We start from the raw sequence: 20,003 nt of genomic DNA, 5'->3' as shown, positions 1-20,003 counted from the left end.
AGGCCTTTTTAATAATAACTAAGCGTTTAATTACGACGCTTTGTTAGCTTCTAATGCTGCTTTTAATGCTGCTGCTGGCTGGTAACCAGGGATCATCGTACCATCTTCTAAAATAATAGCGGGTGTGCCGCTAATACCAAAGCTTTGACCTAATTGGTAATGCTCTGCAACCGGTGCGCTACAGCCTGCAACTACTTTGGTGCTTGTGCCCGACTTAGCTTCGGTTAGTGCTTCTTGCTGATCGCGTGCACACCATACGTTCATTAAATCTGCGTAACCTGAACCTTGTAAGCCACCACGTGGAAACGCAAGGTACTTAACGGTAATACCCGCATCAAGTAAATCGTCTAACTCGCGGTGTAATTTACGACAGTAACCACAGCTAATATCGGTAAATACAGTAATACTGTGTTTTTCGTTTGGCGCTTTGTACACAATCATCGATTCTTCGTATTCTTTAATACCTTCAACGCGCACGCCGTTTAATGCTTGCTCTGTTAGGTTATTACGATTATTTAAATCAATTAACGTACCTTGCATTAAAAATTGACCGTCTGGACTTGCATAAAGCACGCCTTTATTAGTGATCAATTCTTTTAAACCTGCTACTGGGCTTGGATTAATTTGCTTTACAGTTACACCAAGCTCGGCAAATTTAGTAATAATAGGATCATTAGCATCTGGTGTTACAGCAACGCCATTTGCAAATGCACTAATACTTGTGCACAACATGGCACCTGCTAACATTAATTTTTTCATAACTTCTCTCTATCCTAAAAATACTTAATATATTGACCGGCTTAATGATATTTACTTTCAAACTTACGCACGCGGATGATGCTCTGCGTGTACCGACTTTAACCGTTCATTGGCAACATGGGTATAAATTTGCGTCGTTGATAAATCGCTATGGCCCAACATCATTTGTACCACACGTAAATCTGCCCCATGATTTAATAAGTGCGTAGCAAAAGCATGGCGCATAGTATGGGGCGATAATGGAGACTCAACTGCTGCCAAAATAGCATAGTGTTTAATTCTATGCCAAAAGGTTTGTCGCGTCATGCCTACTCCGCGTTTAGATGGGAACACAAAATCGGTGGCATGTTTTATCATTTGCGCACGACCACCCTTTAAAAATTGCTCAAGCCAATACATGGCCTCTTCACCCAGTGGTACTAACCGCTCTTTATTACCTTTACCTTTTACAAACACCACTGCTTGGCGCAAATTAATTTGCTCCATGCGCAGTCCAACAAGCTCACTTACACGCAAACCCGTTGCATAAAGTAGCTCTAGCATGGCCTTATCGCGCAGTCCCATCGCTTCTTCGGTGTTAGGCGCATTTAATAATGCCTCAACTTCAGCTTCTGAGAGTGTTTTAGGTAACGACTGCCCTGCTTTTGGCTGAGAAATATTTAGCATGGGGGTGTCGCTAATTAGTTTTTCGCGCACAAAGTACTGATAAAAACGTTTTAGCGCACTAATACTACGTGCAGTACTGCGTGGTTTTAAGCCTAAATCGACTCGATGCGCTAAGTAACTTTCAACATCAAGCCCTGTTACCGTCATTAAATTTTCGCCTTTTAAAAATAGGCAAAACTTGTCTAAATCACTCCGATAAGCACTTAATGTGTTTTCGCTTACGCCTTGTTCTAAGTACAGGCTATCTAAAAAGGTTTCTAGGTAGTCGCTATTACTGCTCATACTGCTGTTATTTTCAAAAGAATCGTCAGATAGCGTTGTCACATTATGCTCTCATGCTTTGCTAAGGTATCAATTAAAAATACCTTACGGTAAACTTGAGCCTATCATATCAGGCAATTACACAGTGATAAATACGATGCAAATTGGTTTATTTTTTGGTTCTACTACGTGCTACACCGAAATGGCAGCAGAAAAGATTCGCGACATTATTGGTGCCGATATAGTTACCCTGCACAATATTAAAGACGAGCCACTAAAAAATGCAGAGCAGTACGACTTTATCATCTTTGGTATTTCAACATGGGACTTTGGTGAAATACAAGAAGACTGGGAGTCAAAGTGGGACGACATAGCCGACGTAAACCTAAATGGTAAAACCATTGCTTTATTTGGCATGGGCGATCAGCAAGGTTACGGGCAGTGGTTTCAAGATGCACTAGGCATGCTACACGACGAAATAAATACGCAAACATTTACTCAACTTGGTTTTTGGCCAAACGACAGTAGCTACGAGTTTGAAGCTTCAAAAGCATTAACGCCTGATGGTAAACAGTTTGTAGGACTCGCATTAGACGAAGATAGTCAATACGAGCTAAGCGACGACCGCATTGCAACATGGGTTGAACAGGTAATGACTGAATACGGCGAAACGCTTTAATTCACTTATCAATACCGACAAATAAAAAGTAAAAAGCCCACAACTAGTTTAGCTGCGGGCTTTTTAATTAATATAAATCAATTTATTGAAACGTCATCACATTGGTTGTTTGTGGGTAGTACCCATCAGCCATAACGATATAAGGCAGTAAATTACTTAACCATTTTTGCTGTACGCTTTGGCTATAATTTAAGTAAAGCTTATCTTCGTGAATATAAAATGCTTCAGGGTCTATCCCTACGGCATTACCCTCATCAGCCATTGCATAAGCGCACCAGCCACCGTATTGCGGTGCATAACGCTTTGGGTTTTCTGCAAATGTCGTTTTGTTTTCTTCACTCGAAAAATGCCAGTCAGCACCTAAATAACTAAACGTATATTTGTCGCTTCCTTTAACGGCTTTATTTTGCGTAAAATATGCAACGCTGTCGTACCCTTTAATAGCCGTGTTATTAAACCAACCCGTATTTACAGCATCATCCTTTGCGCTTGCTCCACCGCTTATTAACAGTGTGCTCAGCATTATTAAAGCAACTATGTACTTAATCATCTTTTTTCCTTTATTATTTACTCAAAATTGAATGCCAATTAAATATAGCTGGCTTAGTGAGTAAGAAAGGCAAAGCACAAAAATGATTTCAGCTAATACTTAATTATTTAACGTTTAGTGATTAAATAAGTAGTAAAACTTACTCTACTTTTAACCAATATTGATTACGGTAAAAAAACCCAATGTAGCCGCGTACTTCGAGCTTTTTACCTTCATCCTGCGGGGTTAGTTGTAAAGTGTAGGTTTTACCATTTGTTGGGTCGAGTATTTCTCCGTCTCCCCAAACGCCATCATCTTGTGCTTTTACATCGGTGATTATAGTCATTCCTAAAATAGGCTGATCTTTTAACTCATCATCGCATTTACTGCATATATCATTTTGTTTTGCAGGGTTAAGAATGGTTTCAACTTTGCCGCTTAATACACCGTTGGTTTGGGTAATACGTACATACGACTTAGCTTGGTTTGTATCCTCATCAATCGTTTTCCAAAGGCCTACTGGCGTAATAGCAGCAAACACACCTTGGCTTGCAAAAATGGTGGCAGCTAACGTGCTAAGTAATGCTAATTTATTTAACTTTTTCATTGTGTTGCCTTTTAAATTAAGTGGCCAATGGCTAAATCATATCAGGTGATTTATAAACACACTATTAAAGCGCTGTACATAAAATAAAAAACTAAAAGCAAAAAACCTAAACTAATAATCATTAGTTTAGGTTTAAGGGGCAGTAGCATAAAAAAAAGTTACGTATTACCTCACTTTAAAAACAACATCCCCTATTTTTAGATTTGAATATTCAGGCTCAACTAAAGATAATTCGTTATTATCAATCATGCTTTTAAGGTATCTAATCTCTTCAGGATTTTCGACATTCATATACCTTGAGCGCCACTTACCCATGTCGAATAACCAGAAATATGCGGATATATTTTCATTACTTTCGTCAATCACTATAAAATCGAGTTCATCATCTTTGTTTAAATCCATGCCAATGAAATAGTAAGTATGTTCTTTTAAAGAGTTACGATCGTAAAAATGTTGTTCAGAAAATACTGCCTCTATTAAACCTTGAGGTATTAGCGCTTGTGATGGCCAAAATACACTGCGCTCAATAAAATCATCGACTGTGTGTTCAAGCGTTAAAGCAAACTCATTATTTACATACATCCTATCGATGATAGCGTATTGCTCTGGGTGACTCGTTTCAATTTTCTGTTTTAATAACTGCATAGCTAAATAACCTTGGCGACCTAAGCTGTGCTCAAAATAGTAATAGTCAAACTTTTCTATTGTTACTTTATCTGCATCTAAACGCGCTATTTGGCTGTTTGTAGATAAGCTTTGAAAATTTAATAAAGGGGAGTTAACAGCAAGCATACTAACGAGCACCACCCACCCCATCACAATATTTATTTTGCTAAGCGGCTCTAGCCAATTGTCTCGCTTTGTTATAATTCCAACAAGATAACTAAACGAAAAACACGCCAATAAAAACCAAATCAAAATGCCCCAACAACGATCTACTGTTAGCCCATGCTGCTCTACCCGTAAGTAAATTCCATAGGCAGAAATAACACTATAAACTGGAAGTAACGCAACGCTTATAAAAACGAGTCGGTGCAAGAGCATGTGATAAGGGCGAACTGATGAGTCATCTTTATAAACAGTGTTAACAAAAAACAACGTGAGCACCTGCAGCCACATTACTAATAAACTGCCACTTCCGGTCTCCCATAATTTATTGAGTCCGGTAAAAGGAAGTGTTGCTAAAAAACCGAGAGAAATAACTGATAAAACAGGCAATAAAAACTTAATTAAAGTTTGTAGTAAAAAAGCGATATTATCTTCAATGTTCAAAAGCTTTCTAAATATGACACTCGCAAAGGCAAATGCGAGCGTTAAGGTTGGGATCCAAAACCATTCATTTCTTAGTAGCTCAGAGAAAAATTCTATATCTAAAATATCAAATAAAGCCGCACCTAAATTTAGAATTCCCCAAAAAATAAGTACAAACAGCCAGCATTCTCCAAATATTATAAAATTACGCCAAGAGAGCTTAAATAAACGACTGTAACTAACATTTTCTGAGCTACCAAATTGTTGTATGTACATAAGGCCTTTAAAGCCAGCTATTAAACTAGTAAAAATAAAAACTGACATTAAAGTGTTATTACTTACGTACTCTTGAGGCTCTTGCTGAAAGCCAACATACGCCCCCAATAAAGATAACAACAAGGAAAAAGGAAGGATTAAAAGCAACGACGTTTTTATATTATTTTTATTAACGGTCATTAGCATTAATAAAGGAAAGCTCATAGAAAATGTAATAAGTGAGACTAACCATGTAGGGCTTGTTGCTGGCCACACATTATTTTCTATACTGCTATACAAAAGGGTAAGAGCAATAGCCTGTAGTACGGCAAGTATAATTATAAAAGATTTTGGTAACTGACTATCCATATCTGTTCTCAACAATAGGTTTTAGTCAGTTTGCGTTATTCGTTCCTATTTTACAATTGCTTCACATTTTCAAATAAAATGCTTTGCACAGGGCTATATAATCAGCAGTGTAGGTATTATCTAAGTTTCTAATACACAGGATTGATGATTCTATATCGCTTTTTACGTAGCTAAATGTCATTAAACTGCGGCTAATATCTTTATTAGGCGTGGCTTTTACTTGGCAGTGAGTATTTAAATAAAGCCCATTTTGAATAGCAAGCTCAATAAATAATGCGCCTTCAACGCTTGGGAGTATTAAGCTAAAGCGAGAGCGGCTATGGCTTAAGCGTTTAAAGGCATTAATTAACTCTTCAAAACTTAATCCGTCTGTATGGCGTGCGGCATTACGCGCAGCATTATCGCCTTTTAAACTGTGATTAAAATACGGTGGATTAGAGATAACCACGTCAAATTTAACTTCACTACTAAAGCGTTGAATAGTTTGGTGCGTAATACTTATAGTTGGCCACGGACTATTAGCTACATTTTGTAATGCTTGGGTATGGGCGCTTTCGTCAATTTCTACCGCAGTTATATCAAGTTCATTACTGCGCTGCTTACACATTAGTGCTAGTAAGCCGGTGCCGGTGCCTATATCAAGTAATGACTTTGCGCCGCTTAAATTAGCCCATGCACCAAGCAAAATGCCATCGGTAGAAACTTTCATTGCACAGTGGTCGTGTTCAACTTTAAATTGTTTAAATACAAAACCAGACATTTTTTCACCTTTTCATTCACCAAGCGCAGCATAGCGCGTATAATCAGGCTAATTGTCCCTTATTTTAGACACTCTATGCAATTTTCTGAATTTGATCTTGATAACAAGCTACTCGATGCCATTAATAAAATGGGCTACGAGACGCCAACCAGCATTCAACAACAAGCTATTCCTGAAGCACTACAGGGGCGCGATATTTTAGCATCTGCGCCTACTGGTACAGGTAAAACAGCGGCATTTTTAATTCCGGCTATTCAGTACTTACTGGATTTCCCACGTCGTGACCCTGGTTTTGCGCGCGTACTCGTTATGACCCCAACTCGTGAGCTGGCTTATCAAATTCATGAACAATGTGAACTGCTAGCTAAACGCACACACCTAAAAATTGGTGTAGTAACAGGCGGTATTAACTACGGCACGCATAAAGAAATTTTTGAAAAAAATAATGATATTTTAATCGCCACACCAGGTCGATTAATGGAATACCTAGAAACCGAAAACTTTCATGCTGAACATGTAGAAATGCTTATTATTGATGAAGCAGATCGCATGTTAGACATGGGTTTCAAAAAGGAAATGAGCCGTATTTGTGACGAAGCTAAAAATCGTCGCCAATGTTTTTTATTCTCAGCAACACTTGAAGGTGACAGCGTAGAAAGGTTTGCTGAAAAAACATTAAACGACCCAGCTCTATTAGAAGCCGAATCGTCACGTAAAGAAAAAGCAAAAATTCACCAATGGGTACATTTAGCCGACGATTATCATCACAAACTTGAGTTATTAGTTAATACGCTAAAAAATCCTGACGTGACTAAAGCGATTGTGTTTGTTAAAACTCGCGAACGCTTAGAAACATTGATTGGCGAACTTACAACTAATGATGTAAAAGCAGCGTGGTTACGCGGCGAAATGCCACAAGACAAACGTATGAAAGCCATGGAAAACTTCCACAGTGGCAAAACAAGCATATTAGTTGCTACCGACGTAGCTGCACGTGGTATTGACGTATCTGACATCAGCCACGTTATTAACTTTGATATGCCGCGTACTGCCGACGTATATGTACACCGTATTGGTCGTACTGGCCGTGCTGGTAAAAAAGGGATAGCAATATCGCTAGTTGAAGCACACGATATTGGTATTTTATATAAAGTAGAGCGCTACGTTGAACAAAAATTAAAACGCCGTGTAATTAGAGGTGTCGAGCCACAGCATAAAGAAGCTAAGCCACCTGCTAAAAAGCGTAAAGATCCAGTAAAAATGAAAGCCAAGAAAAAGGCTAAGGTTAAAAAGAAAAAGTAACCTAAAACATTTTTATACTAAGCCGGCTTTTGTCGGCTTTTTAATGCAAGCTTTATAGCTCTGTCACTTGTACCTGTTACATATGTAACCCAAGCATGTAACTCATACTCATTTAAATGTAATTTTTGCCCACCTGAATTTCCACTTAATAAAATCCCCTTATATTTCATGGCGTTAATATTGGCACCGAAATTGTAACTACAATAATAACCTAGCCGATGGAATTTCCATATTGTGGCTGCACTATTCACCGTAATGTAAGGATTAAGTTATGAACCGCTTCAAGTTAACTATCGCTTTAGTATCATTTTGTTGTTTATTTTTATTAGCTTGCGCTACAAAGGTAAGTGCAGCAACCAACATGGCCGTAGTAAGCAGTGTAGCCACTCAACCTAACTTACAACAAGCTATCACCAACACCCTACGAACTAATCCTAACCTAGCGTTAAGTGATATTCGTGTGCAGGTAAAAAATGGTGAAGTAGATTTATATGGTGAAGCACAAACTGGTTTTCAGCGCGCACTAGCTCAAAAGTTTTTAGAAAATATGGATGGCGTAAAAATCATTCGTAACAAAATTAGCGTTATTTAACATGTTAGAATAAAACATAAATATGTTGGAAGTTTGTAATTTACGAGCTCATCGATTGCAGAGTGTCTCACCAACTCTAATATTTATTTATGCGCGTGCACTATTTGGCACGCGCTTATTTACATCTTTTATGGTACGTCCCTGTAACATCCTACCGTAGTTATATCTGTATGATTAGCGTCATTAAATCAAAGATTTCTAAATTAATAGAGTAAGTTAAAGACTAAACTTTTGGGCCTCATCATTTAAACCGTTTGCCATTCTAGACAATTCGCTACTTGACTGTGCAATATCTCTAACTGCCTGCTCGGTCTCTGATATACCCATATTTATGACACCTATATTTCGTGATATTTCATCGATGGTGGTTGCCTGCTGCTCAGAGGCGGTTGCAATTTGAACAACCATATCAAAAATTTCATCTACTGCTTTGCCTACATTACTATTGATTAAGTTTGCTTTCTTAGCTATTTCCTGAACTTGAATTGTTTGTCCTACATTGTCTGTCATTGCTTGAACAGCTGCGTTACTGGCACTCACAACAGCTTCAATGATCACTTCAACCTCCATTGTAGACTCTTGCGTAGACTTAGCTAAGCTTCGTACTTCATCAGCAACAACAGCAAAACCACGCCCTTGTTCACCAGCTCTAGCTGCTTCAATTGCTGCGTTCAAAGCAAGTAAATTAGTCTGATCAGCTATCTTTTTAATAACGCCTAATACATTCACTATTTTTTCTGAATTATGCTTCAACTCCGTCACTTCATGTGCTGATTTTTTTGTAGCTTCTCCAAGAGAAACAAGTGCGTTGTAAGTACTATCATTATTTTCAGAGCCTTCTCGAGCCATTCTTTGAATATTTTCACATAATAATGATGCACTAGCAGTTGTACTCGCTATCTCTTTTACTGTTTCAGTCATTTCGGTAGTGGCGGCTGCAACTTGTATAGTTTGTGCTTGCTGCTCGGTAACTGCTAAGCTAGTTTGCTCAGTAACTGAGGCAAGCTCTGTTGCTGTAATGCCTTGCTGAACTGCAACGTTAGATAATTCACCAATCATTTTTCTGAGATTTTCTAACATGGTATGCAATGCAACTTGTAGCATGCCTACCTCATCGTGTGAATTAACTTCGATATTACTGCTAAGATCTCCTGCCGCCACTTTTTTAGCAAAAGTGGAAGCTACAATTATTGGAGTCGCTATTTTTCGAGAAAAGAAAACACCAATAAATACAACAACAATTGCAGCTACTATTATAGAAATCACACTAAAAAGCACAGTCTGATGGACTGGTGCAAATGCTTCTGATTCGTCAATTTCACTTAATATAATCCAGCTGAAATCTCCAATCTTTATACTATCGAAGGCAGAAAGTACGTTATTTCCATTATAATCTTTTATTATTTTAGTACCATGTTGAGCATTTAAAGCTAAATTTACAGCCTCTGTATCAGCACCATTATTTGTTACAGTTCCTGCAAAACTTGCTTTGAGTGAATGTCCTTCAGGGTCAAGATATGAATCAGAACGCATTAGCTTATCTTCTCCAACTAGGTAACTCTCACCAGTTTCTCCCATCCCTTCGCGAACACCCATTATTTGATTAGTCCCTTTGCTCGAAAGCTGCAAAGCAACTATTGTATCGCTACCATCAACAGGTATAGCAATAAACGCAGCGGGTTCTCCATTACTTGGTGCATACGGTTTGTAATCAGCAATACTAAAACTTTTAGATTGTTTAACCTCTTTAATTAAATCTCCTAAATTTGAACTCGCATATTTACCTTGTAATATGTTTGTTTGATAATCAGATTCTCTAGCTTGAGTGTAATAAATAAGCCCATTGTTATTAATTAAAAACACATCGTAATAGTCATACTTCTGTATATATTCTGTAAAAAAGCGATCATAGTTGTCTTCCTCAAGCTGCGGAACAATCAAAGCCAAAAGCTCAATATCTGCCCTTTTTTGATTAAAATAATTTTCGATCTGAGTTTTTTTTATTTGATTAATCGCCTCAAGCGACTGAGATATATTGTATTCGACGCGTGATTTTGATTGTAATGTAGAAATTGTAGTAATTATGAGGGCGGGTATTATCCCTACGAGTAGGAAAATTAATGTTAGCTTAGTTTTTAAACTCCAGTGACTCGTTTGAAAAGCTGAATTTTCTTTCTTGCTTGGCATTTGTATTTACTAAATAAAGAGCAGTTAAGTTAAATCTAGCCTACCAAAAGCTAAAAATAAATTTATTTATTCAAAAACCTCGAATTTACAAGGGGAAACAAAAAAAAAAGGAACATAAAACCACTAAAATGCATTTATTATCCAAACACCTCGTTGTTTATGTATTTGTAATGGTTACAAGTTTATTTATTGCGCTCTTATTGGAAAATGATAATTTATACTTATATGAAAGGACTTAACTTTAAAATTAGAAATATCCTTTATTTTATAAAATGTCTAAAAAGCGCATTTTTACTCTGTAAAAATGCGCTGTTGGTAAGTAACTATTTCCCAATGCTTTTGCCTAATGAGTTTTAACTAAATTACTCACTTTGGTTAGAGTCAGTCCCCTCACCACTGTCTTTATTTGATGATTGCTGGCTTATTTTGTCGCTTATCATAGCATCGAGTTTTTCGCCGCCTTTAATACCAAAATCTAAAGTGCGAATTGGGAATGGAATGCTAATGTCCGCCTCGTCTAGTGCTTGCTTAACGGCAACAACACCTTTATGGCGTACCGTCATAAAGTCAGGCTCGCCTGGGTATTTAATCCAAAACCATACCAGTAAGTTAATGCTGCTGTCACCAAAGCCTTCAGCGTATACGGCGGTTTCGTCTTTGCGTATTACAAAGTCAAATTCGTTAATTTTTTCGACTATAACGTCTTTTGCTTTTTCTATGTCATCGCCGTACGAAATACCTACAGGCACTTCTATACGTCTTATACCTAGCGTGGTGTAATTTTTTAGTACATTTCTAAATAAGACTTTGTTTGGTACAAGTATTAGTTGCCCGTAAAAGCTCTCTATTAGCGTGTTACGTAGGTTTATAGAATGTATCGAACCAAACACATCATCGGTTTCTATTACATCACCTGTTTTAAATGGCTTGCGTACACCCATTGCTATACCAGCAATTAGGTTTTCGGTCATGTCTTGAAACGCAAAACCAATGGCTAAACCCACAATACCCGCACCAGCAAGTAACGAAGTTACGGTGCCTTTTAGCCCAACAAAATCGAGCGCTATAAATAAACCTATACACAACACAATAACTTTAAAAATTGACGCCATTAAGTCGGCAATTTGTGTTGAGTCGAGAGAGCGGCGTAATATGTTTTTCATCAGCTTGCCAGCAAAGCGCGCCAATATTGAAAACACAATTGCGATCAGTATCGCAACTATAAAATTAGGGATATGGCTTATTACAACATCAAACCACCCTCCGAGCTTTTCTTCTATTAGTTTTTCGGCTTCGTCAATTGACGGAATGCTGATCATTTTATTTGCACCTATTTAATTAGTGTTCTCATTAATATTAGATGAGATTGCAAATATAACGCCAACATCAAAAAAGCCATGCAATGCATGGCTTTTAAATTTTTTATTTAAGCTTATAAACCTAATTTTGTTCGTCGCGCATAAATACCGGCTCAAGCTCTTTAACTGTTGCCTCAGGGCTAAAGTAATAACCCGCCACAGTAAACTCTTTAAGTTGGCTTAATTGCGTTACTTTATTTTCGATAATGTAGCGCGCCATCATGCCGCGTGCTTTTTTAGCGTAAAAGCTAATTACCTTGTATTGACCGTTTTTACAGTCTTTAAAGTGTGGGGTAATAATTTGTGCATTTAATGCTTTTTTATCTACCGCTTTAAAGTATTCGTTTGAAGCAAGGTTAACTAAGTATTGCGCGTCTTGTGCTTTTAATACGTCGTTTAGTTTGTTCGCTATTACGCTGCCCCAAAACTCGTATAAGTTTTTGCCACGCGAGTTTTCAAGCTTGGTGCCCATTTCAAGACGGTAAGCTTGCATTAAATCAAGTGGTTTTAATAAGCCGTATAAGCCAGAAAGGATACGTAAGTGGTTTTGTGCGTAATCAAGCTCGCTAGCTTTAAGCGTACTTGCATCTAAACCGCCATATACATCGCCATTAAAGGCAAGTGCGGCTTGTTTAGCATTACTTTGTGTAAACGGCTGTGCCCACTCACTAAAGCGTGCTGCGTTAAGCCCAGATAGCTTGTCGCTAATTTTCATTAAACTGCCAATTTGCGCTGGTGTTAGTTCACGGCATACTTTCATGAGCTCTTCGCTGTGCTCTAGTAATTCAGGCTGAGTGAACTTGTCTGTTGCGGGTGGCGTTTCGTAATCAAGATTTTTTGCAGGTGAAATAACAGTGATCATAGTTAGCTATTGACTTGTAATTTATTTAGTGTCAATTTCAACATTAAATGAAACGAAAAGCACGTTTTGTTTAAATAAATCCTCTCTTAATAACCCATGCATTGCCGTTTTTTTATTGATCAGGACATAAGACCTATCAAGCATTGTCACACTGTTGCAGTATGGATTGTATATATTAAGAGTGATTAGATTTTTCTTTTAACTTGCTTGGAATGAGGAAAGCAAATGACTTCAGCTCTACAAAGGCTAAAACAACATTCATCTATTGTGGCCGATACTGGTGATATTGAAGCTATTAAAAAGCATCAACCAGAAGATGCAACTACAAACCCGTCACTTTTATTAAAAGCGAGCGAGATTGAAGCATATAAGCCTTACCTAGATAAAGCTTGGAGCTACGCAAAAGAAACCGAGCAAGAGCCTGCTAAACAACTTGAACTAGCTTGTGATTACTTTGCCGTATTACTTGGTAAAGAAATTAGCGAGATTGTACCTGGTTATATTTCTACTGAAGTAGATGCACGCCTTTCGTTTAATACACAAGCTACAATTGATAAAGCACATACCCTACTTAGCCTTTACGAAAAAGAAGGTGTAAGCAAAGACAAAATTTTAATTAAAGTAGCGTCTACATGGGAAGGTATTAAAGCCGCTGAGCAGCTAGAAAAAGAAGGCACTAAATGTAACCTTACTTTATTATTTAGCGATGCCCAAGCCCGTGCTTGTGCTGATGCAAACGTATTTCTAATTTCGCCATTTGTTGGCCGTATTTTAGATTGGCACGTTGCTAACGGTATGGAAAAACCAACCGATCCGCTACAAGATCCAGGTGTTCAGTCTGTACGCAGCATTTTTGAATTTTACAAACGCCATGACTACAAAACAGTTGTGATGGGTGCAAGTTTCCGTAATACAGGCGAAATTATTGCACTTACAGGTTGTGACAAGCTAACTATTAGCCCTAATCTTTTAGAAGATTTAGGTAACCTTGAAGGCGCACAAGAATATTTGCTTGAAAGCGATGTTCCTAAAGAGCCAAAACCAGAACCACTTACAGAAGCGCAGTTCCGTTGGTTACATAACCAAGATGCTATGGCTACTGAAAAACTGGCTGAAGGTATTCGCTCTTTTGCTGATGCACAAGAACAACTAGAAGCGCGTTTTAAAGCAATGTAATTTGCTATAATCGTGTTTTAGAAAACGTCGCAATAGCGGCGTTTTTTTATGCCTAAAATTGGCTACTTCTCTATTTAACCTTCATATAATCTTCGTATAAACCTTCATCAATTAATCACACTTATGTAACATAACTGTCACTTTTTTATTCTATTTTAACTAGGCCTGTGGTATAGGTATTCTTGAGGTCAATAAAATCAATAGGAGAAGTTCATGGATAGCCTAAACGATATATTAGAGATATTAGAAGGACCAGATACAACAAGAAAAACCTCTCAAAAAAATAAAAAAAGAAAATGGCGTGAAATAGAAGCAATAAAAGACAAACAGCGCCTACGTAAAGAACTACAAGAACTAGACTACTTTACAGACAGTATTGCAATTGATGAGCTCGATTTTTAATTCAATACGCCCCAACTAAACAAAAAGGCTTCCAGAATCTGGAAGCCTTTTTTAATGGTTTAAACAATTTGAGTTCTTTAGAATAAATTAGATTTGCCAGTTAATTGGCTTATTTTTTTTGGCTTGCAATAACTCATTCGTTTGTGAGAAATGCTTACAACCAAAAAAGCCTCTATGCGCCGAAAGCGGCGATGGGTGCGGCCCTTTTAAAACATGATGGCGAGCGCTATCTATGCCTTTACCTTTTTTTTGTGCATGTGCCCCCCATAAAATAAATACCACACCTTCGCAGTGCTTATTAATATGGGCAATTACATTATCGGTAAATTGCTCCCATCCTAAATGCTTATGTGAATGCGCTTGCCCTTGCTCCACGGTCAATACTGTATTGAGTAAAAACACGCCCTGATCTGCCCAGCTTTGCAGGTAACCATGCTCAGGAATAATAAACCCGCTGATATCGACAGCTAACTCTTTGTACATATTTTTAAGCGACGGTGGCAGCTTTTTTACATCAGGCAATACCGAAAAACACAAGCCATGCGCTTGCCCTTCCCCGTGGTATGGGTCTTGTCCTAAAATTACAACGCGGATGTCATTAAGTGCGGTGGCATCAAAAGCACTAAATACTTGAGCTTCAGGCGGGTAAACAGCAACACCTTCATTGCGGCGATTAGCCACATACTCTAACGTTTGCTGCATGTAAGGTTGCTGTAATTCACTTTCTAAAAATGTAGCCCAATTGCTCATTGTGTACTCTTAATCTGTTTACGTGATGCGTCTATTTTAACACACATATCCGCGAGTCCATCTAGCATGCGCGGAGTAAAACGATGTAATAAATCGGCATTTACGCTAATAAATTGATCATTTTTAACTGCTGGTACTTCTGGCCACTTTTGCCAATTAACAACCGGCTGTGGTGTTTTTGATTTTTCATCAGGGATAATAATAACTTGCGGCTTAGTAACAATAACATTTTCGATACTAATTTGCGGATAATCTGTAACGCTATCGGCAAATACATTACTTACATGGCATGTTTCAATCAGCTGATTTATCCATGTGTTTTTACTTACTGTCATCATGGGCTCAGCCCATAACTGATAAAATCCGGTAATATCTTTTTTATCTTGCTGGCTTTTAACAATCGCGTTTAGCTTTTGTGTAAATGCATTTGCCGCTTGTTGGCTTTGCTCAATATTCCCTGTAAATTCACCAAAAGTAAGTAACTCGTGGGCTACACCCGCGATTGTGGTGGGATTACTCAAATACACTTTTATACCTAAACGCTCTATTTGGGCTAAATCTTCGCTTTGATTTCCGCTTTTCCACGCAATAACTAAGTCGGGTTTAAGCGCCAATACTTTTTCAAGCGAGATACCGTAATAACCCCCTATGCGCTCAATACTTTGGGCTTCACTTGGGTAGTCGGCGTAATCAACTGTGCCCACAATATTATCGCCCGCCCCTATGGCAAATAGGTTTTCGACAATGTGCGGTGCAAGCGCGATTATTCGCAGTTTTTTAGAATCATTAGCCAGCTCTGCAAGTGCACTGCCCGATACACAAAAAAGCAGCACCCCAATAGAAAACGCTTTAAACATTAGTAATCAAAACCTTCAAGCGCTTTTATGCCTGAGTCGAATGCGTGTTTTACATTACGCACTTCACTTACTGTGTCGGCAAGGTCGGTTAAAGTACGATGCGCTGCACGCCCTGTAATAATAACTGACTGCATGGGTGGGCGGTTATTAAGCGCTGTTACTACTTCATCTAAATCAACATAGCCGTATGTCACCATATACGTAAGCTCATCGAGTAATACTAAATCAATACTGCTATCAGCAAGCATGCGTTTTGACTCTTGCCATGTTGCTTGGGCGGCTGCAGTATCGGCTTCTTTATTTTGTGTATCCCAGGTAAAACCGGTGTTCATTACAACAAACTCAACGCCTGCACTTTGTAATAAATTACGCTCGCCACACTCCCACGTACCTTTAATATATTGGCAAACAGCTGCTTTTTTACCATGCCCTACGCAACGTGCTACAACGCCAAAGCCCGAGGTTGATTTGCCTTTACCGTTACCGGTAATTACCTGAAAAATACCTTTTACATCTTGCGCTGCCGCAACACGTGCATCCACTTGTTCTTTTACTTTTTGTTGGCGCTGCTTATGCTTATCGTTGTTTTGTTCAGTCATTATTGTGCCCTTCATAAATCGAGATAATTTGCTGTATGTTTAAATGCGTTTCGCACATGGTTGCTAATCGTTCTAACTGCTGCTCGCGGTGAGCGGCAATACTAATTGGGTTAATTGAGGCGCTTGGTTTTACCCATTTTAAAATTTGCGATGTAGCATCGGCTTCATCAAATAAGCCATGTAAATAAGTGCCCGCAATGGCGTTATCATCGCTAATAAAGCCATCAAACGTAAAGCCATGTGGGTGGCTTTCATCAAAGGTTAAAAATGGCTTATTAAGCGCTGCACCTTGGCTAATCCCTGCATGTATTTCGTAACCACTACAGGGTGTTGATTGGTTATTTAAAAGCAGTGTAGCGGTTATTTTAGTTAATACTTTTTGTGTTATTAGCGTGGTTTCAAAATCGCACAGAGCAAGCCCATTTACTTGCTTTAATGATGACTCAATACCATCTGGATCATTGAGCGTATTGCCCAGCATTTGCATGCCGCCACAAATGCCAAGTACTTTACCACCATAGCGTAAGTGGCGTTTAATTTGAGTGTCCCAACCTTCATTTTTCAAAAAGGTTAAATCGCCCAGCACGTTTTTACTGCCTGGGAGAATTATCAGATCAACTTCTGGGATCGTTTGCGTATGGCGCACGTAATATATATTAATGTTTGGGTGCAAACGCAGTGCATCAAAATCGGTGTGGTTACTAATGTGGGGAACAAGCAGCACTGCAATATTAATTGAGGCGTTTGTTACGTTATTATCAATTGCGACGGCGTCTTCAGCATCAAGCGCAAGGTCGTGTAAATAAGGTAATACGCCAAGTACGGGTTTGTTTGTGTATTCTTCAAGCCAATCAAGCCCGCCTTGCAGCAAACCTATATCGCCTCTAAAGCGGTTTATAACAAAGCCTTTTAAGCGCGCCTGTTCTGACTCGCTTAGTAGCGCTAATGTACCTACCAAATCTGCAAACACACCACCTTTATCAATATCAGCAATTATAATTACTGGGCAATCTACCTCTTCGGCGTAACCCATATTGGCAATATCGTTTTCACGCAGGTTTATTTCAGCAGGGCTACCTGCCCCTTCAATGAGGAGTAAATCAAAGCGTTTAACTAAGCGGTTATGTGAGGTAATTACTGCATCCATCGCCACTTTTTTATAGTCGTGATATTTGCCCGCTTCCATATTACTAATGGCTCTTCCGTGAATAATCACTTGTGCGCCAGTATCGCTATTAGGTTTAAGTAATATAGGGTTAAAGTCTATTTCTGGCTCTACTTTAGCTGCTATTGCTTGCAAAGCTTGCGCACGACCAATTTCGCCGCCATCTTTTGTTACTGCGCTATTAAGTGCCATATTTTGTGGTTTAAAAGGCGCAACCTTTACCCCACGCTTAGCAAACACCCTGCAAAGGGCAGCAACTAAAGTGCTTTTACCAGCATCTGATGTAGTGCCTTGCACCATTAAGGTTTTCATGGAATTACACCCTTCGCTTTCTAAAAAACAATAAACTCAAAAAGAACACGCTACCAATAGCTGCAGTAATAACACCTACGGGCAGTTCTTGGTTTTTCAGCAATGAGCGCGAAAGTACATCAACCCACACCATAAATGTACCGCCCACCAAGCTGGTTACCAGTAAGCCAGCGATGGTGCCTTGGGATATAAAAAAGCGCACAATATGCGGTACCATTAATCCTACAAACCCAATACCACCACACATAGCCACCAGCACAGCGGTAATTAATGAGCTTAAAACCAGCATAAGTATTCTAAAGCGCTGAACCCTCACACCTAATGTAATTGCGCTTTCATCGCCCAGTAACATAGCATTTAGCTGCCTTCTAAAGCTCAGCATTACAAACGTACACAATGTAATTACCAATAAAGGCAAACTAAGCGTAGCCCACTGCGCACGCGAAAAGCTGCCCAGTGTCCAAAATAAAATAGCGGCTACCGCCTGAGGGTCGCTCCAATAAAGCAACAAGCTGGTAAATGCACTAAATAAAAACGACAGAGCAACACCAGCTAATAACATTGATTCTACCTGTGCACTTTGCTGCCTATCTGCAATAAGTATTAATAAACTCATGGCGAGTAAGCTGCCCAGCAGTGCTGCTGCCGACAACATAAAACCTGCGCTAATACCTGCTAATGCCATAAGTAACACCACCCCAAATGAGGCACCCGACGATATACCAAATAAGTAAGGATCGGCTAAAGGGTTACGCGTTACCATTTGTAAAATAAGCCCCGCAATTGCTAAGCCAGAGCCTGCTAAAAAGGCGAGTAATGTTCGTGGCATTCTTAGTTCAAAAATAATACGCGAATTAAAAGACGCATCATTTGAGAGTAAAAAGCTATTAAATACATCTTGAAGTGAGGTCTCTGCTGCGCCAAAACTAAGTGCTGCAAATAAGCTAAATAAAGCAGCTGCAGCACTGATAAATAGCGCAAGTGATTGGCGAGTATTAACTGCGCTCATATTATTCGTAACCATAAAAGTAAGTGATATGAGGGATGCTATTTCCCGACTCCGATATTTGCGGGTGGTTATTTACTTGAGCGCAGACACCAAAAACGTCGCCTAGCATGTTTTCGGTTAATACCTCACTTGGCGTGCCTGTATGTGTAATTTCACCATTTTTAATAACCACTAGTTCATCGCACATTGCAGAAGCTAAGTTTAAATCGTGAAACGATGCAAACACCGTTACACCCAACGATTTAGCAAGCTCCATTACCTGTATTTGGTATTTAACATCTAAATGGCTAGTTGGTTCGTCCATTATTAACAACTGAGGTTGCTGAACTATGGCGCGGGCTATCAAGGCACGTTGCTTTTCACCACCCGAAAGTGACTCAAAGCTTTGATCGCTATGATCTGCCAACCCTACAGTGTTGATAGCTTGGGTAATTTTTTGTTTATCAATGTTAGTTACTGAGCTAAATAGCGATTTATGAGGCGTTAGCCCAAGTGCAATAACATCAAATACGCTTAAGTTAAATTGCGACGGGGTTTCTTGCAAAACAACCGCTACTTTTTTTGCGTACTCATCGCTTTTTAGTTGCCAAATGTCGGTGTTGTTGAACTCTACAACGCCACCACTCGGTTTATTAAAACGATATAAACAACGCAATAAGCTCGATTTACCTGCGCCATTAGGTCCAATTAAACCAACAAATTTACCTGTGGTTATTTTAAGGTTTATTTTTTTGAGAATCGTTTTATTGCCAATATCCCACGATACGTTTTTAACGTTTAGTAATGGTGTATTTAATGGTGTTTGAGTGTGCAATAGTCAGTCCTAGGCTAGGTTAAACTCACTAAAAATGCGATAAAAATACTAATGCACTACAAGAAAAAATGAGTAAGCCCGCTCGTTAAAAGAATTCATACCAATTGCATTAAATTATTAAGCTATTACAGCGACAAATAAATAGTTTAATAACAAGGCGAAATTATGGCATATAGTTGTTATATATGAATAATTTTTAACAAAGTTAGTAAGTTATTTAATTCGCTAGAAAGATCATGTTTTTAATAAAATTGGTATTATACCATTTGTATCTGACTTACAGCTCAGCTGCTTACAGTTGCGGGAACAGTCGAGGACTCGCACCTCATTCCAAATGAAGCTCTATTATGGGCGGCTAAGTAAATAATTTAAAGCAAAAAAAACCGCACTCAAAAGAGCGCGGTTAAAAAGGGAGTGTTTTAACTAGGGCGTATTGACCTTTGTGGATTTAAATTTGTTCAATCTAGGGGCGATTAAATCGC

At 38.7% G+C, this 20,003-nt stretch carries 20 protein-coding genes and 1 riboswitch; of the genes, 5 read left to right on the top strand and 15 right to left on the bottom strand.

Annotated elements, in window-relative coordinates:
* Positions 1 to 30 precede the first annotated feature (30 nt).
* Positions 31 to 759 carry a bifunctional protein-disulfide isomerase/oxidoreductase DsbC gene (gene dsbC / locus BW142_RS12930; RefSeq protein ID WP_076925107.1) on the bottom strand — a complete coding sequence of 243 codons (729 nt, stop codon included), beginning with the start codon at positions 757 to 759 and terminating at the stop codon, positions 31 to 33.
* A 63-nt stretch (positions 760 to 822) separates the two neighbouring features.
* On the bottom strand, positions 823 to 1,749 hold the full coding sequence (gene xerD / locus BW142_RS12925) for a site-specific tyrosine recombinase XerD (protein ID WP_024590718.1): 927 nt from the start codon (positions 1,747 to 1,749) through the stop codon (positions 823 to 825).
* A 94-nt stretch (positions 1,750 to 1,843) separates the two neighbouring features.
* Between xerD and fldB the strand changes: the two genes are divergently transcribed.
* On the top strand, positions 1,844 to 2,365 hold the full coding sequence (gene fldB, locus BW142_RS12920) for a flavodoxin FldB (protein ID WP_007583764.1): 522 nt from the start codon (positions 1,844 to 1,846) through the stop codon (positions 2,363 to 2,365).
* 82 nt (positions 2,366 to 2,447) lie between these two features.
* On the opposite strand, the gene BW142_RS12915 is transcribed toward fldB, so the two are convergent.
* The 4 genes from BW142_RS12915 to BW142_RS12900 form a co-directional block, all read right to left on the bottom strand.
* A complete protein-coding gene (locus BW142_RS12915) occupies positions 2,448 to 2,915 on the bottom strand; it encodes a YHS domain-containing (seleno)protein (protein WP_076925106.1) in 468 nt (155 codons plus the stop codon).
* A gap of 139 nt (positions 2,916 to 3,054) precedes the next feature.
* Positions 3,055 to 3,501 (bottom strand): DUF2147 domain-containing protein, encoded by a 447-nt coding sequence (locus BW142_RS12910; RefSeq protein ID WP_076925105.1) that lies wholly within the window; start codon positions 3,499 to 3,501, stop codon positions 3,055 to 3,057.
* Between the two features lie 165 nt (positions 3,502 to 3,666).
* The gene (locus tag BW142_RS12905; protein WP_007583759.1) at positions 3,667 to 5,376 is read right to left on the bottom strand and encodes a DUF4153 domain-containing protein; all 1,710 of its coding nucleotides are present in this window, start codon (positions 5,374 to 5,376) and stop codon (positions 3,667 to 3,669) included.
* Positions 5,377 to 5,437: 61 nt separating this feature from the next.
* Entirely contained in the window at positions 5,438 to 6,136 is a 699-nt protein-coding gene (locus BW142_RS12900; protein WP_076925104.1) for a methyltransferase, read from the bottom strand.
* A gap of 75 nt (positions 6,137 to 6,211) precedes the next feature.
* Between BW142_RS12900 and srmB the strand changes: the two genes are divergently transcribed.
* Positions 6,212 to 7,438, top strand: a complete 1,227-nt coding sequence (gene srmB, locus BW142_RS12895; protein ID WP_007376476.1) for an ATP-dependent RNA helicase SrmB — start codon at positions 6,212 to 6,214, stop codon at positions 7,436 to 7,438.
* Positions 7,439 to 7,709: 271 nt separating this feature from the next.
* The gene (locus BW142_RS12890; RefSeq protein ID WP_010553266.1) at positions 7,710 to 8,030 is read left to right on the top strand and encodes a BON domain-containing protein; all 321 of its coding nucleotides are present in this window, start codon (positions 7,710 to 7,712) and stop codon (positions 8,028 to 8,030) included.
* Between the two features lie 216 nt (positions 8,031 to 8,246).
* On the opposite strand, the gene BW142_RS12885 is transcribed toward BW142_RS12890, so the two are convergent.
* The 3 genes from BW142_RS12885 to yaaA form a co-directional block, all read right to left on the bottom strand.
* The gene (locus tag BW142_RS12885; RefSeq protein ID WP_076925103.1) at positions 8,247 to 10,217 is read right to left on the bottom strand and encodes a methyl-accepting chemotaxis protein; all 1,971 of its coding nucleotides are present in this window, start codon (positions 10,215 to 10,217) and stop codon (positions 8,247 to 8,249) included.
* A 362-nt stretch (positions 10,218 to 10,579) separates the two neighbouring features.
* Complete coding sequence (locus BW142_RS12880; protein ID WP_076925102.1) at positions 10,580 to 11,536, bottom strand: mechanosensitive ion channel family protein; 957 nt, start codon at positions 11,534 to 11,536, stop codon at positions 10,580 to 10,582.
* 121 nt (positions 11,537 to 11,657) lie between these two features.
* Positions 11,658 to 12,437 carry a peroxide stress protein YaaA gene (gene yaaA / locus BW142_RS12875; protein WP_007583748.1) on the bottom strand — a complete coding sequence of 260 codons (780 nt, stop codon included), beginning with the start codon at positions 12,435 to 12,437 and terminating at the stop codon, positions 11,658 to 11,660.
* Between the two features lie 225 nt (positions 12,438 to 12,662).
* Here yaaA and tal point away from each other — a divergent pair, with 225 nt between their 5' ends.
* Entirely contained in the window at positions 12,663 to 13,613 is a 951-nt protein-coding gene (tal, locus tag BW142_RS12870; RefSeq protein ID WP_076925101.1) for a transaldolase, read from the top strand.
* Positions 13,614 to 13,826: 213 nt separating this feature from the next.
* Positions 13,827 to 14,015, top strand: a complete 189-nt coding sequence (locus tag BW142_RS12865) for a DUF3545 family protein (RefSeq protein WP_002961395.1) — start codon at positions 13,827 to 13,829, stop codon at positions 14,013 to 14,015.
* Positions 14,016 to 14,102: 87 nt separating this feature from the next.
* On the opposite strand, the gene ung is transcribed toward BW142_RS12865, so the two are convergent.
* From ung to BW142_RS12835, 6 genes are read right to left on the bottom strand one after another with little or no spacing between them, the layout of a single operon-like run.
* Positions 14,103 to 14,765 (bottom strand): uracil-DNA glycosylase, encoded by a 663-nt coding sequence (ung, locus tag BW142_RS12860; RefSeq protein ID WP_076925100.1) that lies wholly within the window; start codon positions 14,763 to 14,765, stop codon positions 14,103 to 14,105.
* A complete protein-coding gene (locus tag BW142_RS12855; protein WP_076925099.1) occupies positions 14,762 to 15,622 on the bottom strand; it encodes a cobalamin-binding protein in 861 nt (286 codons plus the stop codon). The genes ung and BW142_RS12855 overlap by 4 nt, the downstream gene beginning before the upstream one ends.
* On the bottom strand, positions 15,622 to 16,221 hold the full coding sequence (gene cobO / locus BW142_RS12850) for a cob(I)yrinic acid a,c-diamide adenosyltransferase (protein ID WP_024604202.1): 600 nt from the start codon (positions 16,219 to 16,221) through the stop codon (positions 15,622 to 15,624). Before cobO ends, BW142_RS12855 begins: the two co-directional genes overlap by 1 nt.
* A complete protein-coding gene (locus BW142_RS12845) occupies positions 16,214 to 17,698 on the bottom strand; it encodes a cobyric acid synthase (protein WP_076925098.1) in 1,485 nt (494 codons plus the stop codon). The genes cobO and BW142_RS12845 overlap by 8 nt, the downstream gene beginning before the upstream one ends.
* A gap of 4 nt (positions 17,699 to 17,702) precedes the next feature.
* Entirely contained in the window at positions 17,703 to 18,707 is a 1,005-nt protein-coding gene (locus BW142_RS12840; protein WP_076925097.1) for an iron ABC transporter permease, read from the bottom strand.
* Between the two features lies 1 nt (position 18,708).
* Positions 18,709 to 19,521, bottom strand: coding sequence for an ABC transporter ATP-binding protein (locus tag BW142_RS12835; RefSeq protein ID WP_076925096.1), 813 nt, complete (start codon positions 19,519 to 19,521; stop codon positions 18,709 to 18,711).
* A 245-nt stretch (positions 19,522 to 19,766) separates the two neighbouring features.
* Positions 19,767 to 19,899, bottom strand: a riboswitch (cobalamin riboswitch).
* Positions 19,900 to 20,003 lie beyond the last annotated feature (104 nt).

The sequence above is a fragment of the Pseudoalteromonas sp. EB27 genome, assembly GCF_001974875.1.
GTDB lineage: Bacteria > Pseudomonadota > Gammaproteobacteria > Enterobacterales > Alteromonadaceae > Pseudoalteromonas.
This window is presented reverse-complemented; position numbering and strand designations above follow the sequence as displayed.